The 23,868-nt window shown below is 62.5% G+C and carries 16 protein-coding genes; 8 read left to right on the plus strand and 8 right to left on the minus strand.

Annotation, left to right across the window (positions count from 1 at the left end):
• The 4 genes from ABD937_RS22680 to ABD937_RS22695 all read right to left on the minus strand — a co-directional run.
• The coding region (locus ABD937_RS22680; RefSeq protein WP_345258306.1) for an IS110 family transposase at positions 1-309 on the minus strand (309 nt) is incomplete at its 3' end.
• Between the two features lie 633 nt (positions 310-942).
• On the minus strand, positions 943-1,416 hold the full coding sequence (locus tag ABD937_RS22685; protein ID WP_345258307.1) for a DUF4920 domain-containing protein: 474 nt from the start codon (positions 1,414-1,416) through the stop codon (positions 943-945).
• 142 nt (positions 1,417-1,558) lie between these two features.
• The gene (locus tag ABD937_RS22690) at positions 1,559-2,128 is read right to left on the minus strand and encodes a hypothetical protein (RefSeq protein WP_345258308.1); all 570 of its coding nucleotides are present in this window, start codon (positions 2,126-2,128) and stop codon (positions 1,559-1,561) included.
• Positions 2,129-2,188: 60 nt separating this feature from the next.
• Positions 2,189-2,791, minus strand: a complete 603-nt coding sequence (locus ABD937_RS22695) for a YdeI/OmpD-associated family protein (protein ID WP_345258310.1) — start codon at positions 2,789-2,791, stop codon at positions 2,189-2,191.
• 198 nt (positions 2,792-2,989) lie between these two features.
• Here ABD937_RS22695 and recA point away from each other — a divergent pair, with 198 nt between their 5' ends.
• Entirely contained in the window at positions 2,990-3,991 is a 1,002-nt protein-coding gene (recA, locus tag ABD937_RS22700) for a recombinase RecA (RefSeq protein ID WP_345258311.1), read from the plus strand.
• 752 nt (positions 3,992-4,743) lie between these two features.
• Here the strand turns inward: recA and ABD937_RS22705 are convergent.
• Together ABD937_RS22705 and dnaN are read right to left on the minus strand one after the other, a co-directional pair.
• Positions 4,744-5,142, minus strand: a complete 399-nt coding sequence (locus ABD937_RS22705; RefSeq protein WP_345258312.1) for a putative signal transducing protein — start codon at positions 5,140-5,142, stop codon at positions 4,744-4,746.
• 421 nt (positions 5,143-5,563) lie between these two features.
• On the minus strand, positions 5,564-6,679 hold the full coding sequence (dnaN, locus tag ABD937_RS22710) for a DNA polymerase III subunit beta (protein ID WP_345258313.1): 1,116 nt from the start codon (positions 6,677-6,679) through the stop codon (positions 5,564-5,566).
• A 381-nt stretch (positions 6,680-7,060) separates the two neighbouring features.
• Here dnaN and ABD937_RS22715 point away from each other — a divergent pair, with 381 nt between their 5' ends.
• The 5 genes from ABD937_RS22715 to ABD937_RS22735 all read left to right on the plus strand — a co-directional run bounded on the left by ABD937_RS22715 (position 7,061) and on the right by ABD937_RS22735 (position 16,749).
• Positions 7,061-8,413, plus strand: coding sequence for a type III secretion system chaperone family protein (locus tag ABD937_RS22715; protein WP_345258314.1), 1,353 nt, complete (start codon positions 7,061-7,063; stop codon positions 8,411-8,413).
• A gap of 183 nt (positions 8,414-8,596) precedes the next feature.
• Positions 8,597-9,700 carry a trypsin-like peptidase domain-containing protein gene (locus tag ABD937_RS22720; RefSeq protein WP_345258316.1) on the plus strand — a complete coding sequence of 368 codons (1,104 nt, stop codon included), beginning with the start codon at positions 8,597-8,599 and terminating at the stop codon, positions 9,698-9,700.
• 226 nt (positions 9,701-9,926) lie between these two features.
• Entirely contained in the window at positions 9,927-13,463 is a 3,537-nt protein-coding gene (locus ABD937_RS22725; RefSeq protein WP_345258317.1) for a PKD domain-containing protein, read from the plus strand.
• Positions 13,464-13,659: 196 nt separating this feature from the next.
• Positions 13,660-16,128, plus strand: a complete 2,469-nt coding sequence (locus tag ABD937_RS22730; RefSeq protein WP_345258318.1) for an Ig-like domain-containing protein — start codon at positions 13,660-13,662, stop codon at positions 16,126-16,128.
• 147 nt (positions 16,129-16,275) lie between these two features.
• Complete coding sequence (locus ABD937_RS22735; RefSeq protein ID WP_345258319.1) at positions 16,276-16,749, plus strand: regulatory protein RecX; 474 nt, start codon at positions 16,276-16,278, stop codon at positions 16,747-16,749.
• A 516-nt stretch (positions 16,750-17,265) separates the two neighbouring features.
• On the opposite strand, the gene ABD937_RS22740 is transcribed toward ABD937_RS22735, so the two are convergent.
• Complete coding sequence (locus ABD937_RS22740) at positions 17,266-17,769, minus strand: DUF1801 domain-containing protein (protein ID WP_345258321.1); 504 nt, start codon at positions 17,767-17,769, stop codon at positions 17,266-17,268.
• Between the two features lie 69 nt (positions 17,770-17,838).
• Between ABD937_RS22740 and ABD937_RS22745 the strand changes: the two genes are divergently transcribed.
• Together ABD937_RS22745 and ABD937_RS22750 are read left to right on the plus strand one after the other, a co-directional pair.
• Positions 17,839-20,793: a VIT domain-containing protein gene (locus ABD937_RS22745; RefSeq protein WP_345258322.1), complete on the plus strand. Its 2,955-nt coding sequence runs from the start codon at positions 17,839-17,841 to the stop codon at positions 20,791-20,793.
• Positions 20,794-20,831: 38 nt separating this feature from the next.
• Entirely contained in the window at positions 20,832-21,629 is a 798-nt protein-coding gene (locus tag ABD937_RS22750; protein WP_345258323.1) for an amidohydrolase, read from the plus strand.
• Between the two features lie 654 nt (positions 21,630-22,283).
• Here ABD937_RS22750 and ABD937_RS22755 read toward each other — a convergent pair.
• Entirely contained in the window at positions 22,284-23,795 is a 1,512-nt protein-coding gene (locus ABD937_RS22755; RefSeq protein WP_345258325.1) for a S41 family peptidase, read from the minus strand.
• Between the last annotated feature and the right edge of the window lie 73 nt (positions 23,796-23,868).

The raw sequence follows: 23,868 nt of genomic DNA on the forward strand, positions 1-23,868 counted from the left end.
CAACGTGCGCAGGTAGGCCGACATGCGGTTGGGCAGCACCACGGAGACCTCCGCACCCCTGTCGTGGAGGAAGAAGGCGAGCTCCTCGTGATAGCAGCCCCTGGCCTCCATCACGTGGCGGGTGGGAAGATCGGGGAGGGTATGCCTGGCTACAAAGTGCTGTAGCCCCGTGAAGCCCGTGCCGGTGTTGGGGAAGGTCTTGCGGGCGTAGAGCTCCACCTTCAGGGTGTCGGTGAGTCTTCCTAAAGTGACCACGAGTTCGTCTTTGCTGACATCGATGCCGCAGGCCTGCTTGAGTACGTGTTGCATAAGAAATAAGGATGAAAGGGTTGGTAAAAGATGAAGTGTATACCCACCTGACGCCTTTTCTCCCGATGCGGTATCCAGGATCCGGCCACAAAAGGCAGGTCCTTACATTCTGTTCAGACTCCGGGCAGGAAAAAAGCGGGGGGCGAACTCTTTGCGACAGCATGCTTCCTGAGCTACTTGGACGCAAATCGCTCCCCCGCCTCTCACTTCATAAATAACACACTAACTTAGTCAAACAACCAAAAAGCAAACATAGGAGGAGCTAAGAAGCTAAGGGTTTCGCTAAGCGTACGGTCTATTTGTCTACTGGTCTATTAGTAAGGTTGTTTTCGACGCAGCCTTTCTTATCGTACCAAAAGATCTTAAGGCTATGATTCGGAAGAGTAAGGAAGGTGACGCTGTCTGATGCATCCACCTGCGCTTATCCTATCAAATCCGTTCCATCCGCGTTCCTTCTCTCCGGCGTCCGCTTCGCCGGCACTGTCCGTTTCTAAAGAGCGTGGCTCTGCCTCTGGATGGGGCCCGGCATCGGCTTATCAAAAAAGCCCCGCGTCAGCGGGGCTCTATCTTAGCGAATACCTTCTTTACTTCTTTTCTTAGCGGTGAAGAAACACTACTTCACCTTCCAAAGCCTTAGTCGATCACCACGAGGCCGGAGGCGGTGAACTGGAGCTCCGACTTGTCGCCCTTGATCTTGGCGATCTCGGCCTTGCTCTTGCCGGCGTCCTCGGCGTAGTGCTTGCGCTTCGCTTCGGTCTCGGTCTTCACCTGGGCAACGCCGTCCATCTGCACCGTGTGGCCCACGATGTTCTTGGGCAGGAAGAAGGAGTGGTCCTTCATCTTCACCATCATGGTGCTGCCGTCGGCCTTCTCGACCTTCATCCAGCAACCCATGGTCTGGCATACTTCCTTCACCTTACCCTGGATCTTGCCTTCGAACGAGCCGTTCGTGAGCTTGGCTTCGAGCTGGTCCATTGGAACGGCGTCGGCTTTGCTGAGGGCGGCGCCATAAGTCACGCCTTTGGCGGCGGAAGGGATCTCGGTGGCTTCCTGAGCGGTGGCGCCGAGGGAAGCAAGCAGCAGGGCAGAGAAGAGCAGTTTTTTCATATTGCAGTTTTTGTCGATACCAAAGATAAGGAAGAATGTGCTAATGGGGTGATGTGCTAATGGGGTAATAAGGTTTAGAAGGGTTCAGGAAGGTTTAGAAAGGTTGGGCTGCGCTGTCCTTTTTTTTAGGTGTCGGCGGAGCTTACCAGGCGCCTGCCCTAATGGTCATCCGGCGTTTCCATCCCTGTTGCTCACACACATAGATAAAGAGAAAGTCGTAGCCCGCAGAATGGTGGATCATTTCGGCCATCCGGAAAATGACTACGCTTCCGTTTCGGATCGATACCGGTGCACTCAGGTGATAATAGTACCGGTACTGACGATTTCGTGCAAATTCGGTTGTCCTCATGTAGTGAGGAAGGACATGTGTTGAATCGGTGGGTATGCGCACTGAATTTGCGAACAATTGCAGGGGCCAAAGCCGTGGCGGTGCCGAAGCCATCTGGTGGTCGATGGCAGCCAGCTCTGCCCGCGTAAACACCATCGCCGTTTTTTCGGGTGCCCGCAGTTGCAAATGGCCCTCCACCCGCCCCTTCCGGGCAAAGTAGCTGAACGGCTGGTAGTAGCCGAGAGAACTATCTACATATGTGATCACAGGCTCGTCCCTGATGCTGCAGATGGCATCGCGAACAAGCTCAGCGTATGAAAACAATTGTGCGGCTCCGGAAAGCGCCTGGAAGAGCAAGGTGAGGATTAAGCTCGTTTTCAACATATGCCGACAGGGTCATCACAAGAACGCATTATCCCATCGCCCCATTATCCCATTACCCCATTATTTCTTATACTGATCATTGGGCTTGCGGCCGGCGGCGCAGGCGGCCAGGACCTTTTCGATGCGGGCAAGGCGGGTCTTTTCCTGTTTGGCGGAGGTGACCAGCTCGATGTATTCGCGCTTGTAGCCCGGCGTGAGGGCGTCGAAAAAGGCGCCGGCAGCCTTGTTGTTACGGAGAGCTGCCAGGAGGTCGTCGGGAACGGCGTCTTCGCGGGGCGCCACCACCCGCCGGAAGCCGGTTTTATTGACGGCCACGGAAGCCCGCACATAGGCCGTCAGCAGGGCCTCGTCGAGGGCATCGCCGGGATTGAATTTGATGCTGCGGCTGAACTCGTTGTCGGTGCAGTGGTTGAAGAGGCCCGCGCTGTCGGGCATCGCCGAGCCGTTGAAAAAGGTGAGCTTCACGTGCTTCTGAAAGGCGCCCCAGCCACAGACCATGCCGTTGCCCGAGTAGTGCGGTCCCCACTTCCATTCCTCGGTGAGCGAGGGGTCGGCAGCCAGGATGATACGGCGGAGTTCCGAGCACAGCATGCGGCTCCATTCCGGGAGCGAGTCGAGGTAGTCCAAAACGTTGCTGGTGGCGGGTTTGCTGGCAGACGGCATGTGTTGTTTTTCTCACCACAAAGTAGTGTTTTTCCCAGCGGTTTCTTTACCATTTTTTTGACCAAAAAACCCGGAAAAAAACAAGGTTCCCTTTGCTAAATTCATTAGCTTTACAATCAATTAATCAATCCCGGAACCGGCTGCGGAATGTGCACTTTCGGAGTCCTGTTTCACTAACACTACAAAACGAGTACTACAATGTCAAACGCTGAAAAATTAAAGGCGCTGAAGCTTACCATGGACAAGATCGACAAGGATTTTGGTAAGGGCAGCGTGATGATGATGAACGAACGTGGTGAGCAGACCCAGGAGGTTGTTTCCACCGGCTCCATCGGCCTCGACGCGGCCCTGGGCATCGGCGGTCTTCCCCGTGGCCGGGTGATCGAGATCTACGGTCCTGAATCCTCCGGTAAAACGACGGTGGCCACCCACGTCATTGCCGAGGCCCAGAAGAAGGGCGGCATGTGCGCCATCATCGACGCCGAGCACGCCTTCGACTCTGCTTATGCACAAAAGCTGGGTGTCGACATCGACAACCTGCTGATCTCCCAGCCCGACTACGGCGAGCAGGCCCTCGAGATCGCCGACCGCCTCATCCTGTCCGGCGCCCTCGACGTGGTCGTGATCGACTCCGTGGCCGCCCTCGTTCCGAAAGGCGAACTGGAAGGCGAGATGGGTGACTCCAAGATGGGTCTGCAGGCCCGCCTCATGTCGCAGGCCCTGCGGAAGCTTACGGCTACCATCTCCAAGACCAACACCATCTGTATCTTCATCAACCAGCTGCGCGAGAAGATCGGCGTGATGTTCGGCAACCCCGAAACCACCACCGGCGGTAACGCCCTCAAGTTCTACGCTTCCGTGCGCCTCGATATCCGTCGTATGACGCAGATCAAGGACGGCGAAGAGGCCATCGGTAACCGCGTAAAGGTGAAAGTGGTGAAGAACAAAGTGGCGCCCCCGTTCCGTACGGCCGAATTCGACCTCGTGTTCGGTGAGGGTATCTCCAAGATCGGCGAGATCCTCGACATGGGTGTGGAAATGGGCATCGTGAACAAGAGCGGTAGCTGGTTCTCCTACAATGGCGACAAGCTCGGCCAGGGCCGCGAAGGCGTGAAGTCGCTCCTGAAAGACAACCCCGCCCTTGCCGACGAGATCGAAGGCAAGATCCGCGAGAAGATCAAGGAACTCCAGAACGCGTAACACCCCATCCCGGCCCTCTCCAGGAGGGAGGGAATTTGGGCAGTGTGATAAAAAGAGGTCCCGCTTCGAAAGAGGCGGGACTTTTTCGTGTTTGTCCGCCTCGTCAAGTTTCGCCCGCTGAAGCGGGCTTGCTGGGTTCATACGGCGCCAATAATGGTTGTACCGGCCGCAGGCGGCCTCGTTTTGTCAATTGGCCCACCGGCCGTCATTGCGGACTCTGCGTCATTGTGAGGAGCGACGACCGAAGGGAGGCGTGAGGAAGCAATCTCCCGCTTTACGCGGAGTGTTCGCAACCACGCTTTACGCTGGGTGCTGGAAAGCGGAAGCTTGCGACGCGGTGTCGTCTGTAGGTCAGCGGGCTCCTTATTTGCCTTACGCGTAACGTAGGAGATTGCTTCGTCGGGTGTTCGCCTTCCGCGCTCACCCTCCTCGCAATGACGCCCAGCTTCGGTCACTCCGCCTGTTGCAAAACTGGTGTTCCTGCGCCTTTGCGTCTCCGCGTCTTTGCAGCCTGTCCCGCCAGTGGCGAAATAAAACCTACGTTCCGCTCTGAAAAAGGCAGGCCGCTTAGCCATATCATGCAGCAAAAAAAATCCTGCCGCAGGCAGGACCGAATCTTTGCGCCTCCGCGTCTTTGCGTCTCCGCGTGAAACCCACGTGCCGCTTTGAGAAACGCAGGCCGCTTGCGGCCGTACCACGCAACAAAAAGTCCCGCCGCAAGGCAGGACCCGTTATCGCACTCTTAATTGTTTTCAGATCTCATCCCACTCGTGCCCGCAATCGAAGCAATGCTGCACCTTATCCGGGGCGAGGGCCATATTGCCGAACAGGTAGCTTAGCGCAGCGCTCACCACATTGTTGGCAGTTTTCCGGGGCGTATGCACCCACTCGATGTTGCCGCCGGCACAGAGCGGGCAGCGGGCATGGCGCCGGCGCTCCGCCTCGATGGCCTGCAGCAACTCCTGCGCGCGGCCCAGCTGGGGCTCGGCCACCATCAGCTTGATGCCCCCCACGGCATTAGTGAACATCGGGTTGGTGGTGACCGTATGCTCGTCCTTCAGCCAGCAGCGGATGTGGGCATCCTCCAGCTGCGCCTGGGCGATGTGGGCATCGATGTAATTGAGGTAAGCGGATACGGCCACGAAATTCATAGGAGCAATTTACCGATTTTAAAGATGGGCAGTGGGCGGTTTAACAGATCCGGGAGGAAGAAGGCAGGACAAGGAAAGAAGGGATTTTTACCGCTATGAAAAGAAGGGGCTAAGGGTTTCGCTAAGGGGAGATGTCTAATGTCTATTGGTAAGGCTGTTTTCGACGCAGCCCCCGATATCGTACAAACAGCTCTTACTTACAGCCGGCATGAAGCAGGACACAACGCGACCACGCACAAGTAATCATCCGCGTTCATCGTATCAAATCCGTATAATCCGGAGCTTGCCCCGTTAGGGGTTCCTTCTCTCTCCGGCACCCGCTTTCAGAATGGTTCCCAAAAGAAGTAAGGGCCGCCCGAAAGCGACCCTTACTCTTTATGTTACTTCTCCCCTCTCTCCCGAAGAGGGGCTGGGGGTGAGGTTACTGATTGAGCATCAGCGGCATCACCAGCATCAGCAGGTCCTCGTTGTCGTCGGCATCCGTGGGGCGCAGGATGCCGGCCTTGGTGGGGGTCGACAGCTCCACGCGTACCTCGTCGCCCTCGGAGGCATTCAGCATCTCGATGAGGAAGCGGGCGTTGAAAGCGATCGTCAGGTCCTCACCGTCGTACTGGCACTTCATGCGCTCGTTGCCTTCGAAGGAGAAGTCGATGTCCTGGGCCGACAGGCTCAGCTCGGAGCCCGTGATGGCGAGGGCCACCTGGTTGGTGCTCTTGTTGGAGAACACGCTCACGCGGCGCAGGGCGCTCTGGAAGAGGGCCTTGCTCACCACCATCTTGTACGGGTTGTCGGCGGGGATCACCACCTTGTAGTCGGGGAAGCGGGCGTCGATGAGGCGGCAGCTCATCTGCGTGGTGCCGTGCTTCACAAAGAGGTGGTTGCCGTTGTAGGAAACCGTGAGCTCGTCCTCGTTGTCGGGCAGGGCGCTTTTGAGCAGGTTCAGCGGCTTGCGGGGCACGATGAACGAGTCGTTGCGCGGGCAGCTCACGTCGGTACGCTTGTAGCGCACGAGGCGGTGGGCGTCGGTGGCCACGAACTGGATGAAGTCTTTATTGAGCTCGAAGAACACGCCCGTCATGGCGGGGCGCAGGTCGTCGTTGCTCACGGCGAAGAGGGTCTTGTTGATCGCCGTCACCAGGGCCTCGGCGGGCATGGTGAAGGAGGTCGCGTCTTCGGCGGCGGGCTCCTTGGGGAAGTTGTCGGGGTTCTCGCCCATCACCTTGTACTTGCCGTTGTCGGAGGTGATCTCCACACCGAAGTTCTTGTCGATGGTGAAGGTGAGCGGCTGGTCGGGGATGTTCTTGAGCGAGTCGATGAGGATCTTGGCAGGGATACAGACCTTGCCGGTCTCGCGGGCCTCCACGTCGAGCTGGATGCGCATCACTGTTTCGAGGTCGGTGGCCACCACGGTGAGCTTGCCATTGTCGACCTCGAACAGGAAGTCCTCGAGGATGGGCAGCACCGTGTTGGCGTTGATCACCCCGGAGATCTGTTGGAGTTGTTTCAGCAGTTGCGAAGACGAAACAATAAACTTCATGGGATCAGAGATTTTATCCCCGACGGGCAGGCTATCGGGATGGGCGAAGCTAAGTAAAAGTACGATGGTGGCATCCGGGCGCGAACATGATTTTATCAACAAAGCCGCCTCCGGCACCGGCAACGAACCGCCCGGCCACTGCCCGTTTCAGGACCGGATCGCCCCTCCGGCATCCTGCAGAGGGGTTCCTGCCAACCTTCAAAACGTATAAAACCCCCAAAACCTTTTAAAACCCTTCTTTCCGCAAGCTCCGCCAATCAAAATGAGCGCCGCCGCCGTACATTTAATCCACGTACGGCCCGTATTTTGAAGCAGTTAGCATCCGGGCCTTCAGAAGCGCGCACGGCACGGCCTTGGTCACCAGGAAAAAGCAGGGATTCTATGTTGGAGAAAATGTTCGGCTGGAAACGGAAGAAGGAGGAAGAGGAGCCGCTGCCCCCACCGGGTGCCGCCCCTGCCCCTGCCATCACCTTTGGCCGCTACTCCGACAACAACAAGCCCCTCGCCAAGGTGGAGCGCTGGAACGAGGCCGAGGCCCTCTTCAAGGAGAAAAAGGTTTACGAAAGCATCCAGGCCTTCTTCGACTATCTCCGCGACGAGCTGGCCGACAACGTGCAGCACAGCCCCGGCGCCGACGGCAGCAGCGGTACCTTCGTGATCCAGCAGGGCTCCAAGATCGTGCGCGGCTTTTACAACGGGCAGCTGTTCGAGGCCCAGGTGCCCCTCGCCGCCATGCCCCAGCCCTCGGTGCCCGTGATGCGGCGCCTGCTGGAGATGAACTTCACCCTCTATTACACGCGCTACGCCCTCAAAGACGAGCGCCTCTGCATGCTCTTCGACTCCGACATCGCCACGGCCTCACCCTCCAAGCTCTACTACGGACTGAAGGAGCTCGCCACCAAGGCCGACAAGCAGGACGACCTGCTGGTGCAGGACTTCACGGCCCTGCTCCCGGTGGAAACAGAGCACGTGGTCACGATCCCCGACGAAGAGAAGGAGGTCAAGTACCGGCACCTGCAGGGCTGGATCAAGGAGACGCTCGAGCTCATCGAGACGGTGGACGCCGACAAGTATTCCGGCGGCATCGCCTACCTCCTGCTGGCCCTTGCCTACCGCATCGACTTCCTGCTGGTGCCTGAGGGCAAGCTGTTACTGAACATCGAGAAGATCGTGGACATCTACTTCAAGAAGGACGACCGCCCCGTGACCGAGAAGAACCAGGACATGGTGGACGAGTTCGGGAAGCTGGCCGCCCGCAGCCGCGAGGAGGTGTTTCCCTACCTGTTCCGGAGCAAGTATACCTTCTCCATCGTGCTGCCGCAGGCGCACAAGACGGTGTCGGACGCCATCTACAACGCCAACCAGAATATCGGCTGGTACAAGGAGAACAAGCATTTCGCCATCGCGGCCAAGATCTCGGAGTACGGCTTTGCCTATTGCCAGTATTCCTACAGCCTGCCCCGCCCGCTCACGGAGTTCTTCCAGCTCTTCATGATGGTGAACTACCCGACGTTCTTTACCGAGCTCGGCTTCCCGGTGCAGTATTACAACCCCGAGACCCAGGAATTCAAACAGGACGCTATCCTGAAGGCCGTGGAATCGATCGAGGAGGCCTGGAAAGGCAAGTATCCCGATATGAAGATGCGCCCCGACAAGCTCAAGTTCGATTCGCTGGTGAGCTTCAACCAGAGCTTCACGGGCGAGATCGAGTTCCTGAATATGGAAACGAAATAGCGAATGTGCTAATGGGGTAATGTGCTGATGAAGGTTTAGAAAGGTTCAGAGAGGTTCAGGAGGGTTTAGAAAGGTTCAGGGCAGTTGGTAGGTACCCGGCAATAGAGCATTGAAAGGTTTTGGACGGTTGGTAGGTACCGCGTTACCAATAAACTAATAGACCAATAGACAAATAAACAGACTTTGAACACGCAGCAGATCATAGAGCTTTACCGGCCGGCGATCATCCAGATCGCGACGCAGACGAGCACGGGCACAGGCTTCTACGTAAAGGAGTTCGACCTCATCGTGACCAACGAGCACGTGGTGGGCAAGAACGCGGAGGTGACCATCGCCGGGCGCAACTTCGAGCGGCGCCTGGCGCGCGTGTGGTACACCGACAAGAAGCACGACCTCGCCTTCCTGCAGCCGCCCGCCGAGGTACAGATCCCGGAGATCCGCCTCGGCGACTATAAAGACGTGCACGACGGCGCCGTGGTGGTGGCCATCGGGCACCCGTTCGGGCTCAACTACACGGCCACGCAGGGTGTGATCTCCAAAGCTGACCGCATCCGCGACGGCATCAAGTACATCCAGATCGACGCCGCCATCAACCCCGGCAACTCGGGCGGCCCGCTCGTGGCCAAGAGCGGCGAGGTGATCGGCGTCAACTCGTTCATCATCCGTGGCGGCGACAACCTCGGCTTCGCCCTCCCGGTGAGCTACCTCCGCGAAGCGCTGGCCCTTTACAACCCGCATCGCGGCGACCCCTCCACGCGCTGTCATAGCTGCGACACCCTCGTAACGCCCACCAATATCGACGCCACCAAGTACTGCCCCTTCTGCGGCACGGAGGTGAAGCTCCCGCAGCTGCCCGAAAAGGAGGCAAAGCCCGTGGGCGTAGCCAAAACGGTGGAGGAGATCTTGAAGGAGCTCGGCAAGGATGTGAAGCTCGCGCGCGACGGGGTCAACAACTGGACGGTGAAGGAAGGCACGGCCAAGATCAAGATCAACTACAACCCGGAGAACTTCTTCGTGGCGGGCGATGCCTACCTCTGCCTGCTACCTTCGGACACCGGCCGGATCAAGCCCCTCTACCAGTTCCTGCTCCAGGAGAACTTCGGGCTCGACGGCCTCGTGCTGAGCTGCCTGAAGCAAAGCATCGTGCTGAGCTGCATCATGTACGACCTCGATATGACCAAGGAATCCGGCGTGGCCATGTTCCGCAAGCTGTTCCAGAAAGCCGACTATTACGACCAGCTGCTGGAAAAAGAGTACGGCTGCCGCGAGCTGCTCGAGGAAGCATAGCCCGGCAGGGACGCGTGTGGACGCGGCAACCGCGGTATTGCGCGCGAGCGCGCCCGCCGATGGCGGCCACGTGCTCAAAGCGGTGCTCCGACGGGCATCTCATTCCCGTATTTACCCGGTTAAGCCGTCGCTGCCGCAATTCGCGTAGAAAGCGGGGCCGGCGGGGTGGCCGAAGAGCCTGAATGAATAGTTTTGGACGCCGCTTCCTGCCTTGCGGCCTCCTGTTATGAGACGACGCTTCCTGCCGAAACGCTGGTGCCTGCTTGCCCTTTCCCTGGCCCTTTGCGGTAGCTCCAACGCCCAATTCAACTTTCCGGGCATCGACGTCACCGGCGTGTCGGCCACCACCGTGTGCCCGGGTGCGCCGCTTACGGTTACCTACACCGCCACCGGGCTTCAGCCGGGCAACGTATTTGCCGCCTGGCTCATTCCCGCCACCGGCAACACCTACCACCCGCACATCATCGGCACCCTCAGTGCCCACGGCTCCGGCAGCATGCAGGTGCGCCTGCCTAACGTCATCGCCCCCGGCAACTACCGCATCCAGATCCAATCCAACGACACCCTCTGGAGCTCGTGGACGCTCTCCAGCCCCATCACCGTGCGCCCCGTCGCCACGTTCATCCGCTACGGCCCGGCGCCGCTTTGCGCGCTCGGCACCGTCAGCCCCGTGATCACGGGCACCGCCGGCGGCGTCTTCAGCGCGCCTCCCGGCGTGTCGATCAACCCCGCCACGGGCGTCGTGGACCTCGGCCTGTCGGTCCCCGGCAAATACCGCATCACGTATACCTACCCCGGCGGCACCTGCAGCGAAGCGCACACCGAGCTCACCATCACCCCGCGCCCCGAAGCCGACCCGCCCGCCAGCCAGGACGTATGCAGCGGCACGCCCACGGCGCCGGTCGTGTTCACCGGGTCGGCGGCTTATTACGATTGGACCAACAGCAACCCCGCCATCGGGCTGCCGGCCTCCGGGCGCGGCCCGATACCGGCCTTCACCCCGGTCAATACCACCGGCGCGGCCATCACGGCCACCATCACGGTAACGCCCCGTGCCCGGAAGGTGCTTGCCTTTGCGCCGGCTTACGGCAGTACGTCGCTCACCGTGTACAACACCGCCAACGACAGCGTGGAGCGCCGGCAGACCGTGCCCTTCCAGCCGTTGTTCAGCGCGCTGTCGCCCGACAGCAGCCGCCTCTACCTCGTTACGCGCTTTCACCGCCAGCTGCTGTGCCTCGACACCGAGACCGGCGCCACCATCGGAACGACGCTGCTCGGCGATCAGCCCGCCGGCGTGCGCGTTTCGCCCGACGGGCGCCGCCTGTTCGTGGCCTGCCTCGACGGCGTGTACGTGTACGGGGCGCAGCCCCTCACCCTTGAAGCCGTGGTGCCCGTGGGCGGCGCAGCCTACGACGTGCGTCTGAGCCCCGACGGGCGCTATGCCTTTGCCTCGGTACCGGCGTCCGATTACGTGGCCGCCATCAATACCAGCACCCTGCTGGTGGAGCGCAGGATCACCGTGGGCAACCGGCCGCTGGTGTTCAACTCGGGTCCGCAGCACATGACCCTGTCGCCCGACGGCCAGCGCCTCTACGTACCGATCGTGTACGACGGCATTGTGCGGGTGATCAACACGGCAACGCTTTCGGTGCAGCAAACCATCGACGTGGGCGACTTCTGGCTGGGCGCGCTTACGGTATCGCCCGACGGCAATACGCTGTACATCTCCTCATGGGACCAGTACCGCGTGCTGATCCATGACGCGCTTACCGGGGCGCACCTCGGGCAGATGTCGACCCCGTGGTCGACCACGCCGGCGGGCCTTGGAGTAGTGCCCGGGGAGCCCGGCCGCCTTTATGCCGGCACCTCGGGCAACGCCGCCGCTACGCTCGTCTTCGATACGGAAAAGCGGCAGCTGGCGGCCGTACTCCGGTCGGGCGACAACTCCTACAACCTGGGCGAGACCATGGCCGGTGTGCCCGGCTGCGCCGGTACGCCCCGCACCTTCACCATCACCGTACAGCCGGCCGGCGCGGCTACGCTCCGCTACGACGGAAGCCCCTTTTGCGGCGGGCCGGGCACGGCGGCACCAACCATAACCAGCACCCCGGGCGGCACCTTCAGCGCGCCCTCCGGCCTCGCCATCGATGCGGCCACGGGTGTCATCAACCTCGGCACTTCGCTTCCCGGCACCTATACCGTTTCGTACGCCTACCCCTGTGGTGGCACGGCGGCGACGGCCACGGTACAGATCGAGCAACGGCCCGCGGTTACACTGGACTATGGCAGCGGCCCCCTCTGCGCGGGCAGCGGCACGGCAGCGCCAGCACTCACCGGCCCTGCCGGCGGCAGCTTCAGTGCCACCCCTGCAGGACTCAGCCTTTCGACCGCCACCGGGCTCATCGATCTCAGCGGCTCTGTTCCCGGCACTTACTCCGTGGTGTATGCGCTCCCCGCCGGTGGCGCCTGCCCGGCCGGCAGCGGCACGGCCACCGTCACCGTTCGGGCCCCCGAAGCCGTGGGGCTCGTGGCCGACCAGCAGTATTGCGCGGGCGCGCTGGCGACGCCGCCTCCCTTTACTGGCGCCACCGCGTACAGCTGGACCAACAGCAACCCGGCCATCGGGCTGCCCGCGGCTGGCAGTGGCCACCTGCCGGCCTTTGTGGCCAGCAACGGCAGCAATGCGCCTGCAAGTGCCCAGATCACCGTAACCAGTGCTGGCAGCAGCTGCCCCGGGCCGGCGCGCACTTTCAGCATTACCGTGCATCCCGCCCCGCAAGGCCTGCTCCTCCGCCCTGCCGATTCGGTGCTCTGCCCGGGCACGCCGGTGCCGCTCCATGCTACGGGGGGGACGTCCTACCAATGGAGCGTCAACGGGGTCCCGATCGCGGGCGCTACCGGCGCCCTGTTCGGGGCCACCGGGCCCGGCCGGTATACCGTGCAGGTGACGAATGCCGCCGGCTGCAGCGCGCCGGCGCCCGGCTTTGTAACGCTCCGGCTCCCGCCGACGCCGGCAGTTGCTTTTGAGGTGGCGGATACCTGCCAGCATGCGACAGCGCGTTTCCGCAACCCGGCCGGCAACAGCGCCCTCCGCTACAGCTGGACCTTTGGCGACGGCAACAGCTCCCTGGCCGAGGCACCGGCACACCGCTACGCCACTCCCGGCACCTATACCGTGACCCTGCAGGTGTCGCTGCCCGCCTGTTCTGCAGCGACGGCCTCGCTGACGCGGCCGGTAACGATTTTGCCGGCGCCCGCGGCGCAGCGCCTCCCCGACGTGTGGGTGCGCGCCGGCGGGCCGCAGCAGCTTGAAGCCCGGTTGCTTGCCGGCGCCCGCTATACATGGACGCCCGGCGCCCCGCTCAGCGATCCTGCCAGTGCCAACCCGGTGCTGCTTACCGACAGCGACGAGCTTTTCCGCATCGGCATGCTGCTGCCCAACGGCTGCGTCGTTACCGACACCCTGCAGGCGAAGGCATACAGCGAGGTGGACATCCTCGTAGCCGACGGCTTTACGCCCAACAACGACGGGCGCAACGACCGCCTGCACGCGGTGCCGCGCGGCATCCGCGCCTTCCGGTATTTCCGCATCTACAACCGCTGGGGCGCGCTCGTTTTTGAAACCACCGACTCGGCGCGCGGATGGGACGGCACATACAAGGGCACGCTCCAGGGCGGCTTCAGCTTTGTGTGGATCGCCGAGGGCGTCGGACAAGAGGGCCAGCGCGTGCTGCGCAAGGGCACGGTGACGGTGATCCGGTAGCCGCAGGCAGGTGAGGACGCGAGCTCCCGGCGAACGATGAAGCTGCCGGTGCACCGGCAGTTGCTTTTCCGGGCGACGGCGCGGAGCGGCGCCTCACGGTCAGGCATGCCCGGTAAGTTGCTTTTCCCTACCTTAGAACGTCTGCTTGCGAACTCCCGAATCGCGTTTTCAACACACCACTAACAACTAATTGCCCATGAGCAAGCATCTGCCTCTTCTCGGCGCGGCCCTCTGCTGCGTCGTGGCCGCCGGCGCACAGACCTATACGCCCATCCCGGTGACCGGCTTCAACCACGACATCTTTGCCGAAGCGGCGCCCAGCGTTGTAGCCACCACCGACACGGTGCTCGACGCCACCAACCACATCATGTATACCCAGGCTTTCGCCACCGCGGCAGGCATCCCGGGCGGCGTGGTGAGCTCGGGGCTCATCTCCGACCCGGGCAACGTGCGGCAGTACCAGCTTGCGCCGTATACCGGCAACAATGCGCTCACGCTGATGCGCAACGTATCGCGGAGCCTCGCCCTCGCGGCGCCGGCCGCCTACAGCCGCCTCAGCCTGCTGGCCTTTTCTACCGAAGGCGCCAGCACCATCAACATCACGCTGCGCTTTGCCGACGGCACGTCTGCCGTGTACGCCGCGAGCCGCTCCGTGTCGGACTGGTTCTTCGCCACTACCAACGTAGTAACCTCCGGCTTCGGCCGGATCAACCGCGTGGCTGCCGCGCCCTATGGGCAAGACGGGCTTCCGGGCAACCCGCGCTTTTACTACGTCGACTTCAACCTGAACTGCACCGACCAGCTCAAGAACGTGACCGAGGTAGTTCTGACCAACAATACCACTACCGGCAGCAACGCGCCCTTCCCCAACGCCGTGATCCTGGCCGTGTCGGGGCAGGCCTATAGCCAGAGCGTGTCGGTGGCCACCGTGAATGCGGGCTGCGGCACGGCCAACGGCTCCGCCACCCTGCTCATCACCGGCACCACGGGTCCTTACACCGTAAGCTGGAACAGCACGCCGGTGCAGACGGGCCTCAGCGCCAGCAACCTCGCCGCCGGCAGCTACACCGCCACCATCACCAACGCGTTCGGCTGCAGCAGCACCCAAACCGTGACCATTGCCCAGAATGCCTCCACCGTAACGACGAGCGTTGCCGCGGCCCCGGCCACGATCTGCCGCGGCGCCGGCACCCAGCTGAGCGTTACCGGCACCGGGGGCAGCATCGCCACCGCGCTCTGGAACCCCGGCGGGCTCACAGGCACTACCGTAACGGTATCGCCCACCGCTACCACCGCCTACACCGTCACCGGCACCGACGGGGCAGGCTGCCCCTACACCGGCTCCGTAACCGTTACCGTGAACGACCTGCCGGCGGCCGCCGCGGCCACTGGCACGACCATCTGCGGCGGCGCCACCGCTACCCTTACCGTGCAGGGAGCCGCGGCCGGAAACACCTACAACTGGTATGCGGCCGCTACCGGCGGCACCGCACTCGCTACCGGTACCACCTTCACCACACCCGCGCTCGGCGCCACCACCACCTATTACCTCGACGTCGTGAACGGCGCCGGCTGCAGCGCCGCTACGCGTACCCCCGTTACCGTTACCGTGAATCCCCAGCCCACCGCGCCCACGGTGACGGCGGCCACGGTCTGCGGCGGGGCTACTGTGACACTTACGATCACGAACGTCCAGGCGGGCGCCACCTATACCTGGTACAACGCGGCCACCGGAGGCACCCTGCTTTTCACGGGCACGGCCTTTACCACACCGGCACTGTCGGCTACGACCACGTATTACGTGGATGCGATGAGCGGCGCCGGCTGCCTCCTCACAGCGCGCGTGCCCGTCACCGTTACCGTGACGCCGCAGCCGGCCGCGCCCGCGGTGGGCAACGTGTTGGTATGCCCGGGAGCTGCTGCCCAGCTCGACGTGCAGGCGCCGCAGGCAGGCATCACCTACAGCTGGTTTGCGGCCGCTACCGGCGGCACTGCCCTGTTTACCGGTAGTTCGTTTACCACGCCGGGCATCACAGCGCCGACCACGTATTACGTACAGGCGGCGAACGGCGCGGGCTGCACGAGCCCCTCGCGCGCCGCCGCCACCGTGACGCCCCTGGCCGTGCTGCCGGCCCCGGTGGTGACCGTAACCTCCCTGACCAGCAACAGCGTCACCTTCAGCTGGACCGCCGTTCCCGGCGCCACGGGCTACCTCGTGTCGACCAACGGCGGCGCCACCACGGCAGCGCCGAGCTCCGGCGCCACCGGTACCACGCACACCGTTACCGGTGCCACCCCGGGCCAGGTGGTCGCGCTCGTGGTGAAGGCGCTCGGCGGACAAGCCTGCCAGAACAGCCCCTTCTCTGCGCCGGCATCGGCCACGCCTGCCGACAACCAGGTGTACGTGCCCAACACCTTCACCCCGAATAACGACGGAAAAAACGACGAGCTCCGCGCCTACAGCACCTCCATCGCCTCCATCGAGTTCCGCGTGTTCGACCAGTGGGGCAACGCCCTCTTCGTAAGTACCGACCCTGCCCGGGGCTGGGACGGCACCGTGCGCGGCGTCCGCCAGCCGCAAGGCGTGTACATCTACGCCCTCCGCGCCACCATGACCGACGGTGCCGTGCTCACCCGCAAGGGCTCGGTGAACCTGCTGCGCTAAGAGAAGGAACGCAGATTCTTATGATCTAAAGGATGTCCGCAGATAGAACAAAATGGCTGCCCGTGAAGGCAGCCATTTTTTTAAGAAAGCCTGCGGCGCTGCTGGCCCGGTGCGACCTTTGGCCCTGAATTTTCTACAGCTATCCCGATGCAAAAGAAGCTGCTCAGCAAAGAGGAGGCGCTGCAGAAGCTCCGCCAATACTGCGCCTACCAGGAGCGGAGCCACAGCGAGGTGCAGCAGAAGCTGTGGGACCTCGGCGTGCGCCGCGCCGACCACGACGAGGTGCTGTCGGCGCTCGTGGAAGACGATTACCTCAACGAGGAGCGCTTTGCCAAGGCCTTTGCGGGCGGCAAGTTCCGCATGAAGGATTGGGGGCGCAAAAAGATCCTGTACGAGCTGAAGCAAAAAAAAGTAAGCGACTACTGCATCCGCATCGCCATGAAGGAGATCCCTGAAGAAGACTACCACCGCACCCTCGAGCGCGTGGCCGAAAAGCGCTGGGAAAGCCTGAAGGGCGAGCAATACCTCGTGCGCCAGAAAAAGACCCAGGATTACCTGATGCAGAAAGGCTATGAATACGAGCTCGTGGGCGCCCTCGTGAAGCGGCTGGCAAGTAAATAATGTGCTAATGGGGTAATGGGAGAATGGGGTGGCTTCGACTTCGCTCAGCCTGACAAAAGAGTGTTGTCAAATGGAGGTTGCGGCGAGGGGCTCGCCCAGCCGGACAAGTGTGCTCCGGAGCTAATGGAGCAGCCAGAGAAGGAACGCAGATCTTTTATGATCCATACGATGCGCGCCGATAGGATAGCACCAATCTTTCACAGCCGCGAGCTCCTGATTAAGATGGACGGTAGGATTTGAGGGAAGAATAAAAGCGAAGGCAAGCGCAGTTCAAAGTGCCCATCCGAATCACGCAACGATCACCCTCCCTCCTGAAGCAACCTCACCCACCGGCTGCCCCGGCAGCCGCTCCTTCCGCGTTTTAAAAAAACGGCCACCTGGAGACGGCCGCGAATGGAAAAACCAAGATCCATCCTAGGCAATCCTGGCACTCAGGAAATGATCCCAAAACAAAGTGCCTCCCTCCAATAATTTTCTGCGTTTTCCGCGCCTTCCGCGTGCCACTCCTTCTGCGTGCTACTTCCTCTTCCGCCGCCAGGCGGCCTCGTCGGCGTCGAGCGCCTCGAAGAGCAGGGCGCGCACCCGGTCGGCGTCGATGTCGGATGTACGGTGAAAGGTCTTCATGTACACCTGCTTGCGCGTACCCTTCTCGAGGTAGCCATCGTCGGCGAGCTCGTTGCCACGGCAGAAGCCAAGCTGCACGCCTTCGGAGGTGCCGCCCCAGCCCACGGCGCCCGGCCAGATAAAGACGATGCGCGTGCGGCGGCTGTAGAACGGCACGTTGTACGACAGCTTCTCGGTGGCGTCGGGGATGCACTCGAGCACGAGCGCGCGGAGGCGCTCCAGCAGCTTGCGCTGATCCGGCGGCAGGAACTCCGTCAGCTCGCCGAGCGTATCGAAAGAAAAAGGCTGGAAGCGGTTCATGGCCCGGCGAAGATCGGGCGAAAAAAGATCGCCACGAGGGCCGGCGTGGTGCTCCTGGCTGCCGGTTTCGGGCAAGCCCCCGGGGAGGTACGTCATAGCCTGCGCCCCGTGTTTATGTAATCGGCGCGCTTTTACATCTAAGCCTTACATCCAAAACACCCGCATATGAATCGCCTCCTATGTCTTTGCTTGTGCGCCTGGCTCGCCCTCGGCTCCTGTGCCGATGTGGCCAAAGTGCATCAATCGGTGCCCGGCACCCTGCCCATGCTCCAGGTCGCGCACGACAGCGGGAGCCGGAGCCTCCGGCTCAGCCGGCTGCTGGTGCATGTGCAGGTAACGGGCCATATCGCCACCACCACCTACGACATCACCTTTTATAACGATCAGGACAAGCTGTTGGAAGGCGAGTTCGACTTCCCCCTGGCCGACGGGCAATCGATCAGCCGCTATGCCCTGGAAATCGACGACAAGCTCCGGGAGGGCGTGGTCGTGGAAAAAGCGAAAGCGCGGGTGGCCTTCGAGCAGACCGTGCGCGGCCAGATCGATCCGGGGCTGGTAGAAAAAACAAAGGGCAACCATTTCCGCACGCGCATCTACCCGATCCCCGCCCGCGGCTACAAGCGCGTCCTGATCGGCATCGAGGAGGCGCTTCCGGCATCCGCCACCGGCCTCGCCTACGCACTGCCCCTCGCCGCCGGCCATCCGCTGGACCAGTTCTCGGTCACCGCCACCGTGGCACTGCCCGCCGCGCGGCCGCGCGTGGTAGCAGGAGACGGCTTCGCCTTCCGCAGCGGCGACGCCGGCTGGGAGGCCTCTTTGCAGCGGGAGAACTATCAGCCCACGAATGGCCTCGCCTTCAACATCCCCCTCGGCCAGGAGGCGCCGCTCGTTTATACCGAGGCCCGCGGCAAGGAAACGTATTTCTACGCCTACCTGCCGGCCGATAGCGCACTGCGGGCCCGGGCCCTGCCGCGGTCGCTGACGCTCTTCTGGGACGTTTCGGCCTCGGCGGCGCAACGCAACACCGAAAAAGAGATCGCCCTGCTGCGGAGCTACCTGTCGGCGATCGGCAACGTACGGGTAACGGTGGTGCCTTTCGCCGTCCGCACTTTTTCCGAATCGGTCTTCACCGTCCGGAACGGCGACGCGGCGGCCCTCATCGCCCACCTGGAAAAGACGGCGGCCAACGACGGCGGCACGCAGCTCGGCGCGCTCGACCTGCAGCGCTTCCCGGCCGACGAGCACTGGCTGCTGACCGACGGTATTTCTACGTTCGGGGAAAAGGAGGTCCGTCTTTCCGCGACACCGGTGACCGTTGTCAGCTCTTCGCCCGGCGCCGACTTTTCCTACCTCAAATACATCGCCCGGCAAAGCGGCGGCCGCTTCGTGGACCTTGGCGCAGCGGAGCCCGAAGCGGCGGCGGTGCAGCTGGTGCATGAATACCGGCAGTTTCTCGGCGCCGACTACGATGCCGGCGCCATCGACTCGCTGGTGACGCCGGTGCAATCCGGAGTCAGCCGCGGCTTTGCGGTGGCGGGCATCCTGAAGCGCGACACGGCGACCCTTACGCTCCATTTCGGCTTCGGCAGCACCCGCAGCAGCCGGCAAACGGTGCTCCTCCGCAGAGAGCAAGCGCCGGCGCCCGGGGTGGGCAGGATCTGGGCCGGTATGCAGATCAACGAGCTGGACCTGCGCCCCGAAGCCAACAAGGAGGCGATCACCCGCCTCGGCAAGCAGTTCTCCATCGTTACCCGGAATACCTCGCTGCTGGTGCTCGACCGGGTGGAAGACTATGTGACGCACGAGATCCTTCCGCCGGCCGACCTGCTGCCGGAGTACCTCGCCCTGATGAAAGAGAAGAAGAGCGTGGCGCAGGACCGGCGGAAGGAGGGCGTGGCGGCGGCCGAAACGGCGATGCAGGAGCTGGTGGCCTGGTGGCAGGCGCCCCCGCGCAAGGAGCGCCCTGCAGACGCGCAGGTTGAAACGGGAACCCGTTTTACGCCCCCGGTGATCAGCGACGCGGCGGTCGTCGCCGATAGCACCACCACCGCTGCGGCGGCCAACGCTGTTCCGACCCCGGCGCGGCCCCACGAGCCCATGCTCAACTATACCCAGGACGCCAAGGTCGAGGAAGTGCAGCTGGAGGCAGTGAGCCTTGATCGGGTGGAGTTGAGCAAGGTGGCGGAGCCGTCTTCCACCGTAGCCGCTTCAGCCATCGAAGTGCAGCAATGGAAGGCCGATGCGCCCTACCTCGCCGAGCTGGAAGCCACGGCGCCCGCCGACCGCTTCGAAAGATACCGTGCGCTCAAAACCAGATACGCCCGGCAGCCCTCTTTTTACGTCGACGTTGCCCGCTTCTTCTTTGCCCAGAACGAGGAAGCGATCGCGGTGCAGGTGCTTTCGAACATCGCGGAGCTGAGGCTGGAGGATCCCGAGCTGCTGCGGGTGATGGCCGAGCAGCTGCAGGAGTTCGGGCAGCAGGCCCTGGCCCTGGCTACGTACCGGGAGTTGCTCGAGCTGCGCGAAGAGGAGCCGCAGGCCTACCGCGACCTGGCCCTCGCCTGCAGTGCCGCCGGCGATCACAACAAGGCCGTGCACCTGCTTTACCAGGTGGCCACCGGCGATTGGGACGACCGCTTCGCGGGGATCCGGCAGGTGGCCCTGAGCGAGATGAATGCCCTGATCGGCATCCACGGCAAGGCCATCGACCTCACCGGCATCGACCCCCGGTTCGTGCGCGCTATGCCCGTAGATGTTCGGATCGTGATCGGCTGGAGTGCCGACAACTCCGACATCGACCTCTGGGTCACTGACCCGCGGGGCGAGAAATGCTCGTACGAAAACACCGGTACGGCACTCGGCGGGCGCATCTCCCGGGATGCGACGCAGGGCTACGGTCCGGAGGAATTCCTGCTGAGAAAGGCGGGCGGCGGCGCTTACGAGATCGAGGCGAACCTTTTTGGCGACAGCCGCCAGACACTCGGCGGCCCCATCACCATCAAGGCCGAGCTGTTCACGGATTTCGGCCGGCCGAACCAGCGGCGAAAAGTGATCTCCTTGCGCCTCACCGACCAGAAAGAAGTGGTCCGCATCGGCAAGCTCGTTTTCGGCAACAGCTAGGCAGCTTCCGGTTGTTGCTCCCCGCTTAACTTGCAGTCATGTCACTCCCCGTCACACTGATTCAGGCCGCCCTGCACTGGGAAGACCGTGCCGCCAACCTGCTCGCTTTTGAAGAAAAGATCCGCGCCCATAGCCAGCCCGGCCAGGTAGTGGTGCTCCCCGAGATGTTCTCCACCGGCTTCAGCATGCGGCCCGAGGCCCTCGCCGAAGAGATGAACGGCCCTACGGTGCAGTGGATGAAGGATACGGCCCGGGCGCAGCGCATCATCCTCACCGGCTCCCTGATGATCAAAGAGGGCGACCGCTATTTCAACCGTGCGCTGTGGGTGCTGCCCAACGGCACCATCGGGCAGTACGACAAGCGGCATCTCTTCGCCTATGCCGGCGAGCACGAGCACTACACGCCCGGCCGCGAGCGCCTCATTGCCTCGGTGAACGGCTGGCGCGTGCAGCTGCAGGTGTGCTACGACCTGCGCTTCCCGGTGTGGAGCCGGCAGCAGGTGCACCGCGGCGAGGCGGCGGCCCCTGAGTACGACGTGCTGCTCTACGTGGCCAACTGGCCCGAGCGTAGAAATGGGGCCTGGAAAACGTTGCTGCAGGCACGCGCGATCGAGAACCAGTGCTACGTCATTGGCGTCAACCGCGTGGGTGAAGACGGCAATGGCATCTACCACAGCGGCGACTCCATGGTGGTGGACCCGATGGGCGATGTGCTCTACCACAAGGCCCATGAGGAGGACGTCTTCAGCATTACGCTCGACAAAGCCCACCTCGAGGCCGTGCGGCAGAAGCTGCCGTTCTGGAAGGACGCGGATGATTTTTCGCTGCCGGTGTAACGTTCTACGATCATCTGCCGCAAGCGGCCGGCTTACCTCCAACGCGGATTTCTCGCTCCTGTGACTTCGGGAGTGCAAGGTCATAACCGTGGAGCCTAACACTTCCCGCCGCAAGCGGCTGGCTTACTTCAAAGAACAACGCGGGTTTCTCGCAGAGACGCTCCCGAAGCCTCGGGAGGCGCGGGGCACGCGGGAAACAATGCGCTACGTGGAGTACCGTCATTGCGAGTCAGATGGACGCCGGAGGCGGACATCAACGAAGCAATCTCCTACGTTACGCGGAGTGTTCGAAAGAACAAGTGCCGGTTACAGTGTAGCGATTAGGTGCAGTGGGCCGCTTCGTTCTGGCCTCACGCGTAACGCCGGCGCCTGCTTCCTCGCAATGACGCCCCGCCCCGGGCGCTCCGCTCGGTGGACGTGTAAGCATGACGACGCCACTAATACTGAAGTTTTCTCTTTTCAATCAAGCAACGTCGTGCCGCCGTGCCGCCGTGTGAACGTCCTGCCGCAGGCAGGATAATGGCTTTGCGTGCTCCGCGCCTCCCGAGGCTTCGGGAGCGTCGCCGCAACCTGTCCCGCCAACAGCGGGATGAAACCCCCGTTCCACTTTAGGACACGTAGCCGCTTGCGGCGGATGCTGGAGTAGGAGAACAATTACGGTTTTCGCGCCATCGTATCGAGCCGCTTGCGGATCATCTCCTTCACCACTTCGAGCTTGAAGTCGCGGCCCGCGCGGATGGCCGGCATCGTGGGACCTGCATACACTTCGGGGAACACGCCGTAGCCTTTCCGCTGCGTGCGGTCGATCACGAGGCGGAAGAGCGGCAGGCGGAAGCGCACGCCGGTATTGGGCAGCGTTACGTCGGGGATGAGCCAGGCATTGTTGCCATAGGCGCCGCCGCCTGTTTCCTCGCCCACAACGGTGACGTTGTCCTGCCCGCGCACAGTGCCGGCGAAGAGCGTCGCTGCCGAGAAGGTGTTGCCGCCGGTGAGCACATACACCTGCCCGTCGTAATGCCAGCGCTTCCTTGGCTTGAAATAGTGCCGCTCGAAATATTTGAAGTGGTAGTTGCCGTCTTTTTCCCTGCGGGTCATGAAGTGCAGGAAGAGGTTGTTCCAGAAGCCGTGCGCCTGGTAGTCGCGGAGGCGGCTGTTGCGCTGCACGGCGTAGAGCGTATCGGCGATCTTGAAGGGTTTGCTGGCGATGTACTTGGTGAGCAGGTTGGAGTTGGTGACCGATCCGCCGCCGTTGCTCCGCAGGTCGATCACGAGGTGGGGCACGCCTTCTTTTTTGAGTTGGCGGAACGAGCGCCGGAAAAAGCCGCGCAGCCCGTAGCCCTTCGTAAAGGTGGCGAGGTCCATGTACGCCGTCTGCGTGGCCGCGTCGATGCGGAGGCTGCGGTTGAAGTCGCGCATCAGCTTCCGCCGCTCGCGGCGCGAGGGACCCCGCTCGCGCGTGCGGGTGCGGGGCCGCTCGGGGTCGGCGCCTCGGGCAGAGTCGCGCGCGGGCAGGAAGAGGTTGACGGAGGCCGTGCGCGGCACGCCGAGTGTGTCGATGAAGCTTACCTGGTAGCGCGGCTTGTAGCCGAACACCGGGATGAAGGCCGCGCCGAATCCGCCGCGGTTGCTCAGGGTCTGGTAGAGGTGCGTGCGGTTCCAGCCGTCGCCCGAGAGGTATTGGAAGAGCGAGTCCACGATGCGGTTCATAGGGCGCCCGTCGATGGCGGTGATGAGCGAGCCGCGGGGCAGCACAGAGTCGCGCGTGTTGCTCGTCACCAGTGCCGTATCGGGCCAGAACTTCATGTTGACGGGGAAGGAGATGCCGCCACCTACCGAGCGCGCGTAGGCTCTGGAGGGGCGCACCGAGGTGTGGCCGCAATGCACCTGCGCCAGCACATAGCTCAGCACGGCGCGGAAGCGCGTTTCGGTGAGCGAGTCGGTGATCATGTCGTAGCCCTTGCGGAAGTAGGCGTCCATGCTGTCGCGCGGGGTGTACCAGTAGAGGCCGGGGTGGCTGTCTTCGAGCACGGCCCGGAACACGCGGTAGTCGGCACGCAGCGTCTCGGGCGCGTATTTCTTACCCGCCACGAACTCCTTGCGCGCCGCGCAGCTGCACAGCAACATCCCGATCAGTCCCCACAAAGCACAGGCGCGTGCGTTCGGCATTTTACTTTCTTTAGGAGACGCACCATGGTGCGTCTTTACAGGTGGTCGGATGGCAAGCCCTCTTTACGAGGGG

Origin of the sequence: Flaviaestuariibacter amylovorans, assembly GCF_039541815.1 — a bacterium.
GTDB lineage: Bacteria > Bacteroidota > Bacteroidia > Chitinophagales > Chitinophagaceae > Flavisolibacter > Flavisolibacter amylovorans.